The organism is Ehrlichia muris AS145 (assembly GCF_000508225.1).
Classification (GTDB): Bacteria; Pseudomonadota; Alphaproteobacteria; order Rickettsiales; family Anaplasmataceae; genus Ehrlichia; species Ehrlichia muris.
This window is the reverse complement of record NC_023063.1, coordinates 229,913-246,580: the sequence shown is the minus strand read 5'-3', so window position 1 is coordinate 246,580 and position 16,668 is coordinate 229,913. Positions and strand designations below refer to the sequence as shown.

General features: G+C 31.1%; 14 protein-coding genes, 3 tRNA genes and 1 rRNA gene. 5 read left to right on the top strand and 13 right to left on the bottom strand.

The annotated features are described in order from the left end of the window. Positions 1–11: 11 nt before the first annotated feature. From clpP to MR76_RS00960, 4 genes are all read right to left on the bottom strand, one after another. Positions 12–611 carry an ATP-dependent Clp endopeptidase proteolytic subunit ClpP gene (gene clpP, locus MR76_RS00975; RefSeq protein ID WP_024071832.1) on the bottom strand — a complete coding sequence of 200 codons (600 nt, stop codon included), beginning with the start codon at positions 609–611 and terminating at the stop codon, positions 12–14. A 70-nt stretch (positions 612–681) separates the two neighbouring features. Beyond that, complete coding sequence (tig, locus tag MR76_RS00970) at positions 682–2,001, bottom strand: trigger factor (RefSeq protein WP_024071831.1); 1,320 nt, start codon at positions 1,999–2,001, stop codon at positions 682–684. A gap of 28 nt (positions 2,002–2,029) precedes the next feature. Next, positions 2,030–2,111 (bottom strand) — tRNA-Leu (locus MR76_RS00965). A 187-nt stretch (positions 2,112–2,298) separates the two neighbouring features. Continuing rightward, positions 2,299–2,371, bottom strand: a tRNA-Lys gene (locus MR76_RS00960). A gap of 522 nt (positions 2,372–2,893) precedes the next feature. Between MR76_RS00960 and MR76_RS00955 the strand changes: the two genes are divergently transcribed. From MR76_RS00955 to MR76_RS00945, 3 genes are read left to right on the top strand one after another with little or no spacing between them, the layout of a single operon-like run. After that, entirely contained in the window at positions 2,894–3,400 is a 507-nt protein-coding gene (locus tag MR76_RS00955; protein WP_024071830.1) for a phosphatidylglycerophosphatase A family protein, read from the top strand. Position 3,401: 1 nt separating this feature from the next. Beyond that, on the top strand, positions 3,402–4,190 hold the full coding sequence (locus MR76_RS00950; RefSeq protein WP_024071829.1) for a GNAT family N-acetyltransferase: 789 nt from the start codon (positions 3,402–3,404) through the stop codon (positions 4,188–4,190). A gap of 41 nt (positions 4,191–4,231) precedes the next feature. Continuing rightward, the gene (locus tag MR76_RS00945) at positions 4,232–5,377 is read left to right on the top strand and encodes a nitrogen regulation protein NR(II) (protein ID WP_024071828.1); all 1,146 of its coding nucleotides are present in this window, start codon (positions 4,232–4,234) and stop codon (positions 5,375–5,377) included. Between the two features lie 37 nt (positions 5,378–5,414). Here MR76_RS00945 and iscX read toward each other — a convergent pair whose 3' ends face one another. From iscX to rpsD, 4 genes are all read right to left on the bottom strand, one after another. Beyond that, positions 5,415–5,615 (bottom strand): Fe-S cluster assembly protein IscX, encoded by a 201-nt coding sequence (gene iscX, locus MR76_RS00940; RefSeq protein WP_024071827.1) that lies wholly within the window; start codon positions 5,613–5,615, stop codon positions 5,415–5,417. 737 nt (positions 5,616–6,352) lie between these two features. Then, positions 6,353–7,396: an AI-2E family transporter gene (locus MR76_RS00935; RefSeq protein WP_235111291.1), complete on the bottom strand. Its 1,044-nt coding sequence runs from the start codon at positions 7,394–7,396 to the stop codon at positions 6,353–6,355. 989 nt (positions 7,397–8,385) lie between these two features. Beyond that, positions 8,386–8,472, bottom strand: a tRNA-Leu gene (locus MR76_RS00930). A 15-nt stretch (positions 8,473–8,487) separates the two neighbouring features. Next, positions 8,488–9,096, bottom strand: coding sequence for a 30S ribosomal protein S4 (gene rpsD / locus MR76_RS00925; protein WP_024071825.1), 609 nt, complete (start codon positions 9,094–9,096; stop codon positions 8,488–8,490). A gap of 389 nt (positions 9,097–9,485) precedes the next feature. On the opposite strand from rpsD, the gene MR76_RS00920 reads away from it, so the two are divergent. Both MR76_RS00920 and thiD read left to right on the top strand, forming a co-directional pair. Continuing rightward, a complete protein-coding gene (locus MR76_RS00920) occupies positions 9,486–10,142 on the top strand; it encodes a P-loop NTPase family protein (protein ID WP_024071824.1) in 657 nt (218 codons plus the stop codon). Beyond that, complete coding sequence (thiD, locus tag MR76_RS00915) at positions 10,135–10,944, top strand: bifunctional hydroxymethylpyrimidine kinase/phosphomethylpyrimidine kinase (protein ID WP_024071823.1); 810 nt, start codon at positions 10,135–10,137, stop codon at positions 10,942–10,944. Before MR76_RS00920 ends, thiD begins: the two co-directional genes overlap by 8 nt. A gap of 350 nt (positions 10,945–11,294) precedes the next feature. Here thiD and MR76_RS00910 read toward each other — a convergent pair whose 3' ends face one another. From MR76_RS00910 to MR76_RS00895, 5 genes are all read right to left on the bottom strand, one after another. Next, on the bottom strand, positions 11,295–12,557 hold the full coding sequence (locus tag MR76_RS00910; protein WP_024071822.1) for a hypothetical protein: 1,263 nt from the start codon (positions 12,555–12,557) through the stop codon (positions 11,295–11,297). Between the two features lie 155 nt (positions 12,558–12,712). Beyond that, entirely contained in the window at positions 12,713–13,069 is a 357-nt protein-coding gene (sdhD, locus tag MR76_RS00905; protein ID WP_024071821.1) for a succinate dehydrogenase, hydrophobic membrane anchor protein, read from the bottom strand. Between the two features lie 12 nt (positions 13,070–13,081). Then, entirely contained in the window at positions 13,082–13,468 is a 387-nt protein-coding gene (gene sdhC / locus MR76_RS04690; RefSeq protein ID WP_024071820.1) for a succinate dehydrogenase, cytochrome b556 subunit, read from the bottom strand. Between the two features lie 157 nt (positions 13,469–13,625). Then, positions 13,626–15,135: ribosomal RNA gene (locus tag MR76_RS00900) — 16S ribosomal RNA — on the bottom strand. 226 nt (positions 15,136–15,361) lie between these two features. Further along, positions 15,362–16,648 (bottom strand): 3-phosphoshikimate 1-carboxyvinyltransferase, encoded by a 1,287-nt coding sequence (locus MR76_RS00895; protein ID WP_024071819.1) that lies wholly within the window; start codon positions 16,646–16,648, stop codon positions 15,362–15,364. Between the last annotated feature and the right edge of the window lie 20 nt (positions 16,649–16,668).

Genomic DNA, 16,668 nt, shown 5'->3' with positions numbered 1-16,668 from the left:
TCCAATACTAATTATTCCACTTCAATATCAAGACGTTTTTCAATAACTTTATCAATAATACCAAAATCTTTAGCTTTCTCAGCTCGCATAAAATTATCACGCTCCATATTCGTAACAACTTCTGATAAATCTCTTCCTGTATGCTTTACATAAATATCATTAAGCCTACCTTTAATATCCAAGATCTCCTTAGCATGTATTTCTATATCAGTTGCCTGCCCTTGAAAACCCCCTGAAGGCTGATGTATCATAATTCTTGAATTAGGAAGTGCATAACGCATACCTGGTTCTCCAGCAGCTAACAATAAAGACCCCATAGAAGCAGCTTGCCCTAAGCATAATGTACAAACCTTGGGTTTTATATACTGCATAGTATCATATATTGACAATCCAGCTGTAACAACACCACCTGGAGAATTAATATACATACATATCTCTTTTTCTGGATTTTCAGATTCTAAAAATATAAGTTGCGCAACTACTAAACTTGCCATCTGGTCTTCTATTGGCCCAGTTATAAAGATTATCCTTTCTTTTAATAATCGTGAATATATATCATATGCACGCTCACCTCGACTAGTTTGTTCAACCACCATGGGTACTAAAGTCATAGCCATCTCCTTTTCTTTATAACCACTAATAAACGCTGTCTAAATTAATATATTTAATATAATTTTACAACTATATATTCTCAAACATAAGGCTTATGTCTTTAGTTGTCATAACCTTCTTGTCCTTTTTAACCAGCCTTATTATATAGTCAATAACCTTATCTTCAAGTACTTTCCCACTAATATAATTGGCAAAATTTTTATTAGACTGAAGGATTTTTAATACACTATTAATATCTACTCCATAATCAGCATAATTGCTCTGTATAAAGTTGAAAATATCTTCATTGTTAATAGTAATATTATTATGACGAGACATCTTTATAAGCAACATACCAAGCTTCACTCGCTTAATTGCCTCTTTTTCCACATCAATTTGTATATCTTCTCCAGAATCATGTATTTCTTTTTTTATTTTTTCGATTTCTTGAGTGACAACACATTCTGGTACATCCATGGTATAGGTGTTATCCATATAATCAAATAACTCTTTTTTCACTATAGTAAGAATCATTTGATCAAATTGCTGCCTGACTCTTTTCTTAGCAAAATCTTCCATTTCACCTACATCCTTAAAACCATAGTCTTTTGCTACAGTTTCATTGTCTTGCATATCTTTTACAACATATATGCTTTTAACAGTAACTGACATATCTGTAGTTTTTCCAGCAAGATGTACTACACCATAATTATCAGGAAATGTTAGAGCAAAGGTTTTAGATTCTCCAACCTTCATGCCTACTAATTGATCTTCAAATTCTTTTAAAGCTATACCCTTACCTGTTACTAATACAAAATCCTTAGCAGTTCCACCTCTCAAGATTTTACCTTTAACTTTATTTTGATAATCAACAATTAATTTATCCCCTATTTGAACCATATATTCTGGATCATCTGCTATAACAAAATTAGGTCTTTGCTTTTTTAAATTTTCTATGAATTCATTGACATCATGTTCTTGAATATCAACTTCTATATCACTTAAAACTACATTATCTATATCCATTAACGGAGCTTCAGGCATAACTTCAAAACTCAATTTATAGATTAAATCTTCTTCTTTTACATTATCAGAGTAATAGTTAGGATAAGAAACAACATCAATATTTGATGATATTATTTCCCCAAATTTATTACTTTTTACAAAATCAGAAGATGTACTTTCAATAGTCTTCCGAACTACATCACTTACAGCTTCATTTAAATATTCTTTCTTTACTAAATCAACCAAAGCCTTTCCTGCCCTAAATCCAGGCATCTTTACATTCCTAGCAATCTCTAACAATCTAGACTCTACCTGATCTAAAAAATACTTCTTATCAATAACAAACTCATATTCCCACTTCAACTTATCATTTAAAACTTCTCTAACTACATAATTATTCAGCATATCACAACACCCTTACTGATACCTAAAGTGCGGATAGAGGGACTCGAACCCCCACAAGTTTCCTTACTAGGACCTAAACCTAGCACGTCTACCAATTCCGCCATATCCGCCTAAATAAACCGTCTATACAATATCAAAAATAATCAAGCACCAAATTATAGACACTTACAAGATAATTCTCAAGATTTTATAATCAAGTAAAATGTAGACCTATAATAATAGGTAATTTTATTATACTAGCCCTATTTATAACGATCACTTAACTATATATTATAAATATTAACAAACTTCAAGAAGTGATCCCGGTGTGACTCGAACACACGACCCACTGATTAAGAGTCAATTGCTCTACCAACTGAGCTACGGGACCTTATAATCACTGCCTTAAAAATAATTAGACTAAACTTTGATTAGTCCTTTGTCAAATTGAAATATTCAATCTCTTTTTATTTATTAATAATGTATTAACACAAAATACCCATTTTTAATTAAATTAATTTAATATTTTTTCAATACGGCAATCTTGACTATTAACACTATCAACTATACAATTAAGTAAATGCTAGATTAGCATAGTTATGGATTTTTCATGCTGCAAGGTTACATCACATGAGATTATTAAAAATTCTTCTTATTATTATACTAATGTGTACTATATCTAGCTGTGGTACTTTTTCAAAAAGAGAACGTAGAATTAAGAGTCCATGTATTAATTCAGTAGATAATAATTCTCCTTGTCACAAGTATAATGTCAACGATCATTGGTTAAGACACCAGTAGATATAGATATCAATATTCTTGTATAGGAAGTTAGGGTAATTGCTTAACATGCATAGCTTTTAAGTATTTTATTGTAGGGGTTAATTTATTCTTTTTTTCATGTAGAGGTAGTATGCAATTATATACAATGGTGGCTACATGGTTTGGGTGCGGGAATATAGCTAAAGCGCAAGGAACTGTTGCTAGCTTTGCTACAGTATTATTTTTACCTGCCGTTATATTCAGTAATTTATTTGGTATACTGATTACTATATTAATAACTGTTATAGGATTGCTTGCAATTCCAAAATACTTACTCGATCATCCTCACGTAGTCGATCCCAAAGAGATTGTAATAGATGAAGTCATAGGACAATTAATAGCATTTACTATTCCTATAATTTTTTTCAGATATTATCAATATATACCTCAAACATTCAATATTTTATATACGCTATTTTACATTAAAATATTTACTATAAGTTTCATATTTTTTAGAATATTTGACATAACAAAAATATGGCCAATAAATATTATTGAACAAATACCTGGCACCTCTGGCATAATACTAGACGATGTGCTTGCAGGTATTATGTCTTCTATATGTACTATATTTATTATTGCTAAAATGGGTACTTAGAGTGGCAAATGAACACATTTCTTCCTTAGTAACAAGTAATTTAAAAAATTACATGATACATACAATACAAACATCTAATTTAGAAATTTACTACTTTCAGAATATCACACTTACTATCAACGATAGCCGCAGCTCTCTACTGAATTTTGCTTTTCACGATAGTACAACAAACGAATGTAATGAACAAGCTATAATAGAAGTTTTAGAATTTTTAAAAAAAAGGAACATCGATGCAACATGGCCAGTAGATTCACATATGAAAAAATTAAAACTAGCTCTTGAAAAACTAGGGTTAATAAGTGTAAGTCTTCCTAAAAAAGCTCTTGCAAATATCAAAGATTACATTATGCCATCTATAAAAGGACCAGATATCACGTTAGATATTGTAAATAGTCAAGAAAAATTATTGGAACTAGATAATATTGCTTCAAGTGTATTTTTTAGCCACAAAAATGAAGTTGCAACTTTCTTAAGAGGTTTAGCTAATCACCATGATATTAATAATTCAAGATTAAAATTTTTTTTAACAAAGTGTGATAACGTTAAAGTTGGTATATGTGGAATGTATGTACAAGATAAAGTCGTTGGATTTTATAGTGACGGTGTACTCCCAGAATATCGTAACAAAGGGATAGCAAGTCAAATGGTACTAGAAAGAATAAAAATAGCAAAGAATCAATACAACTGTTCTTATGCCGTAGCCCAATGCATGAAGCCTTCTGTAAATCTATATAGAAGATTAGGGTTCAAAATGCTTGGTAATTTGTCTTTATACACATCTTTTGTGTAGGAATTTACTAGAATTATAACAAGTCAAGAAGATATATTATTATGTTTACTTATATTACCATTTTTTTGTTGATATTTGTTTTAAGTTTATTAATTAATGCTTATTATCGTGCCAACGTAAATATTTGTGCCTTAAAACACAACAATAACCTTATTAACAGTCTACTATCAACTTTAGGAGATGGATTCTACCTTTGGGATGAAAAGCGACGCATAGAAAAATTCTCTCCCAATTTACAAATCTTACTCAACACCGTATTTTATTCTTTTGATGAGTTCGCAGACTTTTTTGAAGAATCAAAAGAATTACAAAAAAAATTTACCGAAACCAAAAAAGTTAACAAATCCTTCACTATAGATTTAAAAGGACAAGACACAGAAATTTATTGTTCCTGCTATGGACAAAGTATAATTGACAATAACGGACAAATAATAGGAGTATTACTCTGGGTTCAAAATATAACAAATTACAAATTATCAATAACAAGTCTACAATATGAAAACACAAAATTAAAAGAGGATTTATTAAACTACACTGATATACTAAACAATTTACCATATCCATTATGGAAAAGAGGGAAAGACTCCAAAATTAAGACTCAGAACCTATTTTACTCAGAACTCATACAACATAATCTCAACATAGATATAGATCGTAACATACAATCTACTAGTCAAAGGAATAATAAAACAAGTCAAAAAATACAATACGCCATAATTAACAATGAAAGAAAGTTATACAATATGATAGAAATTCCAATTAACAACTCAACTGAATTTATTGGATATGGAGAAGATATAACACGACTTAATTATTTCACTCAGGAATTAAAAAATTATACTACTTTACAGAAAAATTTACTAAATAACCTTCCCAATGCTGTTGCAATATACAACCGAGATGGATCAATTATATTTTACAATAGAATCTTTACAAAATTTTGGCAATTAAACTCCTCATGGTTAGATACTCATCCAAATTACTCAAGTATCTTACAAAAAATATATGAGGATAGTAACCTTTTAGACAAAGAGAAATTTGATTTAATAAATCAACAACAATACGAGATATTCAAGCAGATTACTGAACCATATCATGGCACAATGGTTTTAAAAGATAACACCACTCTGAAAATTACAGTAATTCCAAATTTCAAACAAGAATTAACTTTTATATACAATAAATAACTATCTCATCCTATTGCACACTAATGAAAAAAATCTTTTATTTACTTTCACGTTCTTCATTCCAAGCCAACTGTATAGATTCAAGAATTTTTTCGTTACATCCATTATTATCATCATCAAAATCCGGCAATCCTAATACCATTAAACGCAAATCCGTAAATCTAGTATTAAATATATCATGTTCTGGATAATGGTTCTCCAAAGAAATAGCAATACTATCAACATCATTCCACTTCATATAAACACCTTTTACTTGAAACTATAATCATCACTTCACTTATATATACAATATTTCTACCAATAGAAAAAAACCAAATCTTCTCACAAAAATATTTCATCTGACAAATTACACAGTTTTATCACTCATAACACAAGTTCCACGTAATAAAAATGTCAGTATAAAGAGATAACATTCTACATTTTACCAACACTACAAGACAATATACAAAAACAAAAAATAATGATCCTGCATTGCAACTACAATCTATACCTAATTTACTTACTAAAATAAATAACTTAGCCCAATATACCAATTGAATACCATCCAAGACAAAGGCAATGTTTCTATTTTTAAACTACAATCAATACTTAACCTATTTATAAAATAAATAACTCAACCTAATATGCTAAATTGAATACCAATACAAGACAAAGCAATATTTTACGTGTTCCACGCTATAAAACAATATCATAAATCCAAAAGGTAATAATCTTGTATTTCAACCATAATCAATACGCAATTTATTTGCTGAAACAAAAACTCAAAAATGAAACTGAATAATCATTATATAAAAACCCAAAATTGAAAAAGGCAAGAAATTACCCTTACTAACATTTTGAAAGTTTCAAATTTTCTTTCTTCATATACTTTACTATCAATAATCCTAATATTATATAATCAATCACATATCTTTATAAAATAATAGTACTTTAAGTATTTCAATTTCTCTATATTTATTACACACAGTTTTTCAATTAAGTATCATTATAAAATTTACTACTCATGTAATGAGTTATAAATGCTCTGACGAACACGCCAACTATCGCTGTTATAGGAATTGACAATAATATGCCTGTAAATCCAATTTGCGATCCACATGTTATCATACCTATGATTATCCATATAGGATGTATATCTACTCGTTTTCCTATTAATAGCGGAGTAATGATATTTGATTCAACTAACTGTCCAATAACAAATATCGCTAATACTATTCCACATACCGTCCAACTATTAAACTGTAGCATTGTTGTAATCAAACTCAATATTGCACAAAAAATAGGTCCTACATATGGAATAAAAGTCATGATACCTGATATAAATCCTATGATTAAAAAATACTTTAATTTTATCAAACTGAAACACATAATATAGTACACAGCCATAATAAAACATACACTCAATTGACCCCTAATATAAGCTGAAATCACGTGATCTATCTTTTCTCCATATAGCTTGGCAGCACTTTTATATTTGACAGGAACCAATGCATTTGTATGTTCAACAATTGATGGCCAATTACACAATATATAGAATAGCAACAGAGGAGTAACTAATATTATAGAAACTGTATAACTAATGCCTATACTAGAATTTATCGCACCGAAGAATATATCATCTAAGTTTTTTAACAAACTTTCAAGAATACCCATAAGAGGTTTTATATTTTCGTAATGCAATAAATTTTCAAAAGATGATCGTGGCAACTTTATTGCATTCGATATTTCTTCATAGTCAACTATATTATATTTTTGAAGAAGAGAAATTATACTATCTTTATGAATTAACGGTATTTGTTCTATAAGAAACTTTACAAGTGACAACAACTGCGAATAAGCAATAGGAATGAAACTCACCAAAAATGCTACAATTATACATAACGAAGATAGTAAAATTATACTTACAGAAAGTCGCCTTGATAATTTAAATCTTTGTAATTTATCTACTAATGGATTAAGTAGATAAGCCATTACTGCAGCAGTACAACATGGAGCAAGTACAGGTTTGATAATAAACACTATCAATACACACACCAGTATAATAATACCATGTGTTATATATTTATCAACTAACTTAGAAAATTGACAGTTCATCAGTTCATGCATATGCATTTTTAGACATTATACTATCTCAGCATTTTTTGCATAGACTATTATATAAAGATTTTTTTATTCATTGCCTTGATTCTCATGGAAAACTCTATCATATTTGTATAAACCACACCTCATACTTCAATAATAAGTTTATAGAAATAAAAGATTCTCGATTTTTTGTGACACATTTATATGAAAAAATAAATGTTTTTGTATACCTTAGCATTAGCTTACTAACTATATCATATCTAAAAAATTACAGAAACAAGAGATTTGGTCTTTGTTATATATGTTTAGAAAAATAAATTCTTCTAATATTTCTTAAGTCAATTCACATATACCTATAATCCACAGATTTTAACTCAACGACCCCAAGTTTATACATATAAAAAACAAAAAATGATCAGATTTTAATAAAAAATTATACTCTTCCATGTTAATAAGCTATACAAAGCAGGATAAAAAGGATATTCCTGTAACAAACCATAGAATTAAAAGAGTTGTTACAAAAACCACTGAATTGACAAGATATTAAGTGTACTTACTTGGAATTAAGAATAGATTTATGTGCTCCCAAGATTAAATAAATACAATCTACTTATACGATACTAATATTAACATAAGTAATCATGCACACAAAAAATACCTATGTTCAATTTTTCTTTTACAACTTCCCTGAATTATAAAAAAGCAAAATATAACGTAGCAAGACTTACAAGAAAAATCTTTCTATCAATGTTATCTGACCAAGAATACTGAATACTCACAAATAAAACAGCATAAATCGCTAATAAAATACACCTAATTTAATTTTGTTTAGCTCATAAAAAACAAAACCTAGTAGCAGGTAGAACGTGTAATTATAAATCAACACCCAACCTAAAATACAAAGAATATTACAAAATTATAATCCTTGGTGCCCATGGGGAGACTTGAACTCCCACGATCTTACGATCAACGGATTTTAAGTCCGCAGCGTCTACCGATTCCGCCACGTGGGCGCATTGCATTATATATTACCTAGAATAGAACTCTATAACCAAATTAACTTCCATAGTTGCTGGGTATGGTACCTCACAATACTTAGGAATTCTTAAATATCTTATAGATTTTTCTTGAGTATCAACTTCTAAGTAGTCGGGTACCTTCTGCTCTTGAGCTTGTAATGCAAAAATAACTGCAGGTAAACTTTTTGCTTTTTCTTTCAATGTAACCACATCACCTACTTTCACAATATAGCTTGATATATTGACTGCCTTACCATTAACTAAAACATGCTTATGAGATATTAGTTGCCTTGCAGAAAAAATAGTTGGAACAAGTCCAGAATTATATAAAACAGTCGATAACCTAGATTCCAACAATCCAACAAAATTGTCTCCAGTATCACCCCTCTTCTTATAAGCTTTTAAGAAAATATTACGCATCTGTTTACTATTTATAGCATAATAAAACTTAAACTTCTTATGCGCTGCAAACTGCTTACCAAAATCAGATGGCTTCTTATAGCCCATATTACCATGCTGACCAGGTGGATAATTTCTTGTATTAAATGGATCTTTAGACCTCCCCCAAAGACTTACACCTAATCTACGACTTGCTCTATATTTTCTCTGTATTACCATATATCCTTATTTATAAACAACTTAAAACAACACACGAGTACTAAAAACACTCTTTAATATAACATGATACAAATATCCCAGCCTTGCAAATACAAAACTGCATAGGTTTTAGTATCATAATTTTATCAATATATGTCAACGTATTTTTACGAATTTATGATTATACATTTATACAGAGTATTGCAAATTATATGAGTTTAGTAGACTGTACTACCTACATATTTATACAATAACATACTAAGAATCCTTTATAGTCTAGATTGCCAATCCGGATTATTAGATTACCTTTATAAATTCCTTTATATAATATGTAAATTTACTAGCATGGCAGCAGCAACAATATTACTATTATAATGTTAAAACAAACTCACAATCATGGTAATTAATCAATGCAGCTAACATTATTTAATCTCGAAGATAGTTATTCATATCACTATCACGACTACATACTGTTAGAGCAAAATAAAACAACATACAATATGCTGATGAATCAAGAATGGAATTCCTTTATTCTATACGGAAAATCAGGATCAGGCAAAACCCATCTTGCTCATATATGGCAAAAACTTAAAAATGCTATGTTTATTGATCAATATTTAATCAACACCAAAAACGACATAGGAAACATAATATCAAATAGTAATGCTTTTATCATTGAAGATATAGATAACATAGATAACGAACTATCGATATTACATTATTATAATTATATAAAAGAAAACAAAAAGTTATTACTCATGACTTCCTCCATAGCTCCAAAACTACTCAATTATCATATAAAAGATCTAAAATCTCGTATATTACACACTATGAACGCAAAATTAGCCAATCCAGATGAAGAATTATTAAAAATTATGCTTATAAAATTATTTGCCGATAAACAAATACACATAGAGTTAAAAGTTATAAATTATATTCTCAATAACACAGAACGTTCCTTTCAAAATTTAAGTAATATAGTAAAATGCATAGTTAGGGACTTACCTTATTATAATAATGGTGTTACTATACCATTTGTAAAGTCCATAATAGAGAAAAATGATTGAGTATCAATACAAAGGTAAAGTATTAACCATAGCTGGTTCTGATTCAGGAGGCGGTGCTGGTATTCAAGCAGATATAAAAACTATATCTGCACTAGGATGTTATGCTGCAAGCTGCATTACATCAGTAACAGCACAAAACACAACCCAAGTTTACAGCGTATATAACATACCACAACACATCATCCAGCAACAAATAGAAGCTGTTTTATCTGACATCAACATAGATACCATAAAAATTGGCATGTTACCATCTTATGAAGCAATAAAGGCAGTAGCACTATCTTTACCAGATATCCCTATTGTTGTAGATCCAGTAATGGTATCAGCATCAAATTTCAGACTAATGGATAATAATGCAATTTCTGATTTTATAGAACATATAATTCCAAAAGCAACAATAATTACACCAAATATACCAGAAGCAGAAGCATTAGCTCAAATCGATATAAAAGATCAAAATGATATGATAAAAGCAAGTCAAATAATAAAATCATTAGGGACAAAATATGTTTTGATTAAAGGTGGACATATGAATCAAGAAATTATAAATAATATTTTACTTACAGAAAAAGATCAAATCTTGAACTTCCAACATAAAAGAACATTTAATGATGAGTTGCACGGCACAGGCTGTACCTTATCCTCAGCCATCGCAAGTTTCATGTCACAAAAAATTTCAATACAAGAGAGTGTAAATCTAGGCATTCAATATATCCTCAATACTATAAAGACAGTGCCACAAATAGGAAAAGGTAACAACCCTGTATTTCATAACTACAACATCATAAACACTGATCCTTAATAAAAAATCTTTAGTTTCGAAAATTCCATTTCTATGCTACCGATTTATAATTTTCAACTTTAATTAAATAATTTAGTAGCACCATTTATATACTACAATTTTACACATTTTATTGACAATTATAAAACAGTTTTACTCTTGCAGCTATAACGCAACAAATATATTCTAAGTTTCAAAAAGTGAGAATATTTTATTATAGTGTCAATTTAATAAATGTTTTATCTGACAATATATCACTTATAAATATTTTCTAATGATCATATATACAATAAATTTATTCTTGTAATCAGTAACAGCAAATAATGTTTACAAATTCAGCTTTCCCTTAATTATTGTATAATATGTGACTACTATACAGCTTTAGTAGATGTTTTCTTTTGTTTACTTATTTCTCGACTGATATCTTCCTTTGTACCACACAAAAGTTCCTCACTTAATTTACTACCAAGTTGAGCTATTTGGTTCAAATCTTGACGGCTAATCTTTCGCTTCTGAGTCTGTTTTGCTTCCTGTGATGATTCTTCTTTGTTTTCTTTCTGAACGGGAATAAGCCCCTGTTTATCACTTATATGCTGTCTTAAAGTTCCTTCATCTCCACACAACCTAGCTTTACATAGTACACATGTTTTAACCAAATCTACACCTGAATCTTTAAGACCTGAAAACAATGATTTTGCTGACTGATTAATAGCAGCTATCCCTGCCATCATTGGTAAACATCTTATATTATTGTTATGTATACCATTTGCTATTGCGCTAGGAGCCCTTATTACAGATTCAGCAAAATTACCAGCATTTTTAAGAACCGTAGAACAACACGTCAAACTATTTCCAATAATAGATAATAAAAATATTAATGATGTAAGAAAATACGGCTTTTTAGTATCTGGTAAAACCCCAGAACTTCCATGTATTATTTTTTTATCTACTTTTTCAGCAAGATAGCCACTCAAACTATTAGCACATCGTGCTATACCAAGTAATACTGAAGCACTTAACCTACCTATACATCCAACAGCTAATCCAGCTACATTGAATGGTAACATAAGGAAAGAAAGAAAAAATTCTACCTGTCCAGTTTCATAAGATTTAACAGAAAAAGAGAAAGGGTAAACACTGCATTCTGTACTCAAGAAAACATTTCTATTATCACCTTTCACAACAGGATCAACACATTTTCTACCATCATAAGCCACAACTAACACTTTGTTTTCTTCTGATTTAGATTCAAAATCCTTATAATGATTAGTTCCAGCAGTATTTATAGCATATAACCTATGTCCTTGTACATTTACAACCGGTTCTTTATCAGGACCTGTTAATGGAACAACTGGATATCTTTTTCCCTGAAATATTACATAGTTTCCCTGAAGCTCTAAACCCAACTTATGACATTTACTTGACACATATTTACATGTTTGATTTCTATGTAAAACTGGAAGTTGCGCTCTGCATATAACTTTTTGATTAATCCCAAAGTCAGGCAATAATCTAAGAAGTGGCACAACACCAAAATAACTATATATTGTACGTACAGCACCAAAGACCTTCGAAGGGGAAAACGGTATAAATCTAACACCATTCCTAAGAGCACGAGAAAAATTATTCAACATATTTTTTAATCAACATTACTATAATAATTATATATTTAAATATATCATATTATATAATAGTAAAAAAATTAATATCAAAAATATTTAATAAAGAAAATAGAACTACTTAGCTAGAAATTTTCTTATTCATCAAAGGCATAGAAAATAAAAAAGCATTAGTATTTTAAAAACACGTTATATAAAATTATAAATGCTAAAAACAATGTAGTTAAAACTACAATCCCCTTAATAACAAGAAATACAGATGCCCTTAACACAACAGAGTGTATATAATCTTCTAATATAACCTGCATACCTAAGACTGCGTGATAAAATGCAAATATAAAAAAGCACAGTAAAACAATAAGATCAGTACTACTTACATCTGAAATAGATAAACGACACTCTGGAAAAGACTTAAGTATTAAAGAAATAACACCAAGAAACTTAAATAAAAACCATAGGGACAAAGGAAGTAAAATACAAGCTGTAATTCTTTGAAACAACCAATGATACACTGAATGACTAACCATAACTTTATACCATTAACTTAGGAAAAAACTATAAAGTATAAAAGATGAGAATAGGCATAAACAAACAACTACTATTCCTGTAATTTTTACTGCAGATTTAGTTAAACCTAGCCCTAAATCCCATAAAATATGCCTTATACCATTTAGATAGTGGTAACACAACACGTTTAACCAAATAAAAGCTAATAACTTAAAGCAATATAATGAAATATAAGAACTATAAAGAAAATTATAAATTCCATAAACCACCTGAGGACACAAGAAGGAAGCAATAAGCCCCCAAGCAAGAATTAATAAACCTAAAAGTAATATTATGCCAGTAAACCGATGCATAATAGAAAGCTTATATACAACCTTGTATATCTGCAAATGCGGTGATAAAGGCCTAATTTTTGACATTATCAAATTTTACAAAAATAAAACAAATTTTAAAGAAATCTATGCCTAACTATAAAGATCAACCATTCAGATAAAACAATCAGACAAAATAGAAATAAAGACGGCGTAGCACCTTATCAAAACATTACTAAAAAATAACATCGGATAAGAAAGCCTAAAAGGAGGTAATCCAGCCGCAGGTTCACCTACAGCTACCTTGTTACGACTTCACCCTAGTCACTAACCCAACCTTAAATGGCTGCTTCCTTTCGGTTAGCACACCAGCTTCGAGTTAAGCCAATTCCCATGGCGTGACGGGCAGTGTGTACAAGACCCGAGAACGTATTCACCGTGGCATGATGATCCACGATTACTAGCGATTCCGACTTCATGCTCTCGAGTTGCAGAGAACAATCCGAACTGAGACAACTTTTATGGATTAGCTAAACCTTGCGGTCTCGCGACCTATTGTAGTTGCCATTGTAGCACGTGTGTAGCCCACCTTATAAGGGCCGTGCTGACTTGACATCATCCCCACCTTCCTCCAGTTTATCACTGGCAGTTTCCTTAGAGTGCCCAGCATTACCTGTTGGTAACTAAGGACGAGGGTTGCGCTCGTTGCGGGACTTAACCCAACATCTCACGACACGAGCTGACGACAGCCATGCAGCACCTGTGTAAGGTCCAGCCGAACTGACTCCCCCTGTTAGGAGGGATACGACCTTCATGTCAAAAAGTGGTAAGGTTTTTCGCGTTGCATCGAATTAAACCACATGCTCCACCGCTTGTGCGGGTCCCCGTCAATTCCTTTGAGTTTTAGTCTTGCGACCGTAGTCCCCAGGCGGAGTGCTTAACGCGTTAGCTACAATACAAAGATAAAATCCTCACATTTAGCACTCATCGTTTACAGCGTGGACTACCAGGGTATCTAATCCTGTTTGCTCCCCACGCTTTCGCACCTCAGTGTCAGTATCGAACCAGACAGCCGCTTTCGCCACTGGTGTTCCTCCTAATATCTACGAATTTCACCTCTACACTAGGAATTCCGCTATCCTCTTTCGACCTCTAGTCTAGCAGTATTAAAAGCCGCTCCAAAGTTAAGCTTTGGTATTTCACTTTTAACTTACTAGTCCACCTACGTGCCCTTTACGCCCAATAATTCCGAACAACGCTTGCCCCCTCCGTATTACCGCGGCTGCTGGCACGGAGTTTGCCGGGACTTCTTCTATAGGTACCGTCATTATCTTCCCTATTGAAAGAGCTTTACAACCCGAAGGCCTTCTTCACTCACGCGGCATAGCTGGATCAGGCTTTCGCCCATTGTCCAATATTCCCCACTGCTGCCTCCCGTAGGAGTCTGGACCGTATCTCAGTTCCAGTGTGGCTGATCGTCCTCTCAGACCAGCTATAGATCATAGTCTTGGTAAGCCATTACCTTACCAACTAACTAATCTAACATAGGCTCATCTAATAGCGATAAATCTTTCCCCCGCAGGGATTATACAGTATTACCCATCATTTCTAATGGCTATTCCATACTACTAGGTAGATTCCTATGCATTACTCACCCGTCTGCCACTAATAGCGAACCTATAGCTAAAAAAGCTATGGGTAGCTATCCGTTCGACTTGCATGTGTTAGGCTTGCCGCCAGCGTTCGTTCTGAGCCAGGATCAAACTCTCAAGTTTGACAAACCATATATAATATGATTTGGACTCATGCAAACAAATATAAATACGTCAATGCATGATAAATAAATATAGCTATTATGCATCGCCGCCTTTATTTCTATTCTATAAACTTTAAACTATTCAAACAACTTCATCATTTATGGCACTTAGCCATGGGTTGGATTATCCATTAATATATGCTTAATGTCAATACATTTTTTAACATTAATTTTAAAATGATAAATTAGGCAATTCTAATCTTAGCTCCATGTTTATTAAATAATCCAATTATTGTAAGTAAATCACTTGTTTTTCTAACATTTTTTATTTCAAAAAAACTATTAGAAATTATACCCATAACCAAAAATAATACTGTCATTTTAAAATCGTAACATGCATCTACTGAATCCCAATCGAGAACATTGCCAGAACATCCATAAATAATTATGCAATTTACCTCTACCGCTACCCTTACTCCACATTTTATTAGTTCATCAATAACAGCTCTCAATCTTTTATCCATAAACACACCATTCAAAACCGTCATACCATCAGAATATGCAGCCAGTATCACCATAAATAAGTATTCATCGATATCAAAATTTTCACTCGATAGACACTCGACTCCTTGCAAGACACTATCTTTAACCACAAGATCCACAATCTCTTCTCCAACTGCATTTCTTCTCTTATTGATAAAAAAAAGATTTGCACCCATTTTTACCAAAATTTTATGAAGATTTTTCATTCTATTGTTCAATAAAACATTCAATATGGTGATTTCTGATCCCTTCAAAATTAAAGCTACAATTATAAACGACAACATACAGAAAAAATCATTAGGGATACATACATCCTTGGAATATAATTCACGTTGACCAGATATATTAACTGTGTTTATCAAATCCTTATCTATAAAACATTCTACTTCAACGTTAAAATATCGTAGCATATGTATAATACTAGCTTGACCCTGACTAGGAGTACTAACTATAGTTGTAGTACCGTACGTATTCAATGAAGCAAACATTATTGCTGTTTTTACCTCATCCTCTTTAGTCCCATATTTTATAGGTAACATGTCTATACAGCCTACTAAAGCAGCTGGTAATTTATTGTAATTCGAAACAAATCTAGCCCCCATTAACAATAATGGCTTCATTACATTGCCAATATTTAAATTAGTATATCCACATAAAAAAGATGTAAAAGGACAATTAGATAAACACCCCATCATCATATAAATAGATGGATCATTAAAATACAACACATCTTTTGGACAAAGGAAACCTCCTACACCCATTCCTTCTATAGTGCAAATTCTATTATTTTTATTATATCTAACTTTAACACCAAGCAAATTCAAAGATTTGATAGTTAGCATTATATCACTATTAAAGTCAATATCATAAATTTTAGTCACCCCTACTACCTGAGATGCTAAAATTAATGCTACATGCGAAAGTAAACTATCCTTTACTATATTTACATGACCACATATACGATATGTTCTCTCGGATATGATCACCATAACCACTACTCCCACTATAG

What these genes read in the sequence shown, in the direction of transcription:
- iscX (WP_024071827.1), bottom strand. Translation starts at nt 5,615, where the DNA reads ATGAAGTGGAATGATGTTGATAGTATTGCTATTTCTTTGGAGAACCAT.
- thiD (WP_024071823.1), top strand. Translation starts at nt 10,135, where the DNA reads ATGATTGAGTATCAATACAAAGGTAAAGTATTAACCATAGCTGGTTCT.
- sdhC (WP_024071820.1), bottom strand. Translation starts at nt 13,468, where the DNA reads ATGTCAAAAATTAGGCCTTTATCACCGCATTTGCAGATATACAAGGTT.
- MR76_RS00895 (WP_024071819.1), bottom strand. Translation starts at nt 16,648, where the DNA reads ATGGTGATCATATCCGAGAGAACATATCGTATATGTGGTCATGTAAAT.
- MR76_RS00955 (WP_024071830.1), top strand. Translation starts at nt 2,894, where the DNA reads ATGCAATTATATACAATGGTGGCTACATGGTTTGGGTGCGGGAATATA.
- clpP (WP_024071832.1), bottom strand. Translation starts at nt 611, where the DNA reads ATGACTTTAGTACCCATGGTGGTTGAACAAACTAGTCGAGGTGAGCGT.
- MR76_RS00945 (WP_024071828.1), top strand. Translation starts at nt 4,232, where the DNA reads ATGTTTACTTATATTACCATTTTTTTGTTGATATTTGTTTTAAGTTTA.
- MR76_RS00920 (WP_024071824.1), top strand. Translation starts at nt 9,486, where the DNA reads ATGCAGCTAACATTATTTAATCTCGAAGATAGTTATTCATATCACTAT.
- sdhD (WP_024071821.1), bottom strand. Translation starts at nt 13,069, where the DNA reads ATGGTTAGTCATTCAGTGTATCATTGGTTGTTTCAAAGAATTACAGCT.
- MR76_RS00910 (WP_024071822.1), bottom strand. Translation starts at nt 12,557, where the DNA reads ATGTTGAATAATTTTTCTCGTGCTCTTAGGAATGGTGTTAGATTTATA.
- tig (WP_024071831.1), bottom strand. Translation starts at nt 2,001, where the DNA reads ATGCTGAATAATTATGTAGTTAGAGAAGTTTTAAATGATAAGTTGAAG.
- rpsD (WP_024071825.1), bottom strand. Translation starts at nt 9,096, where the DNA reads ATGGTAATACAGAGAAAATATAGAGCAAGTCGTAGATTAGGTGTAAGT.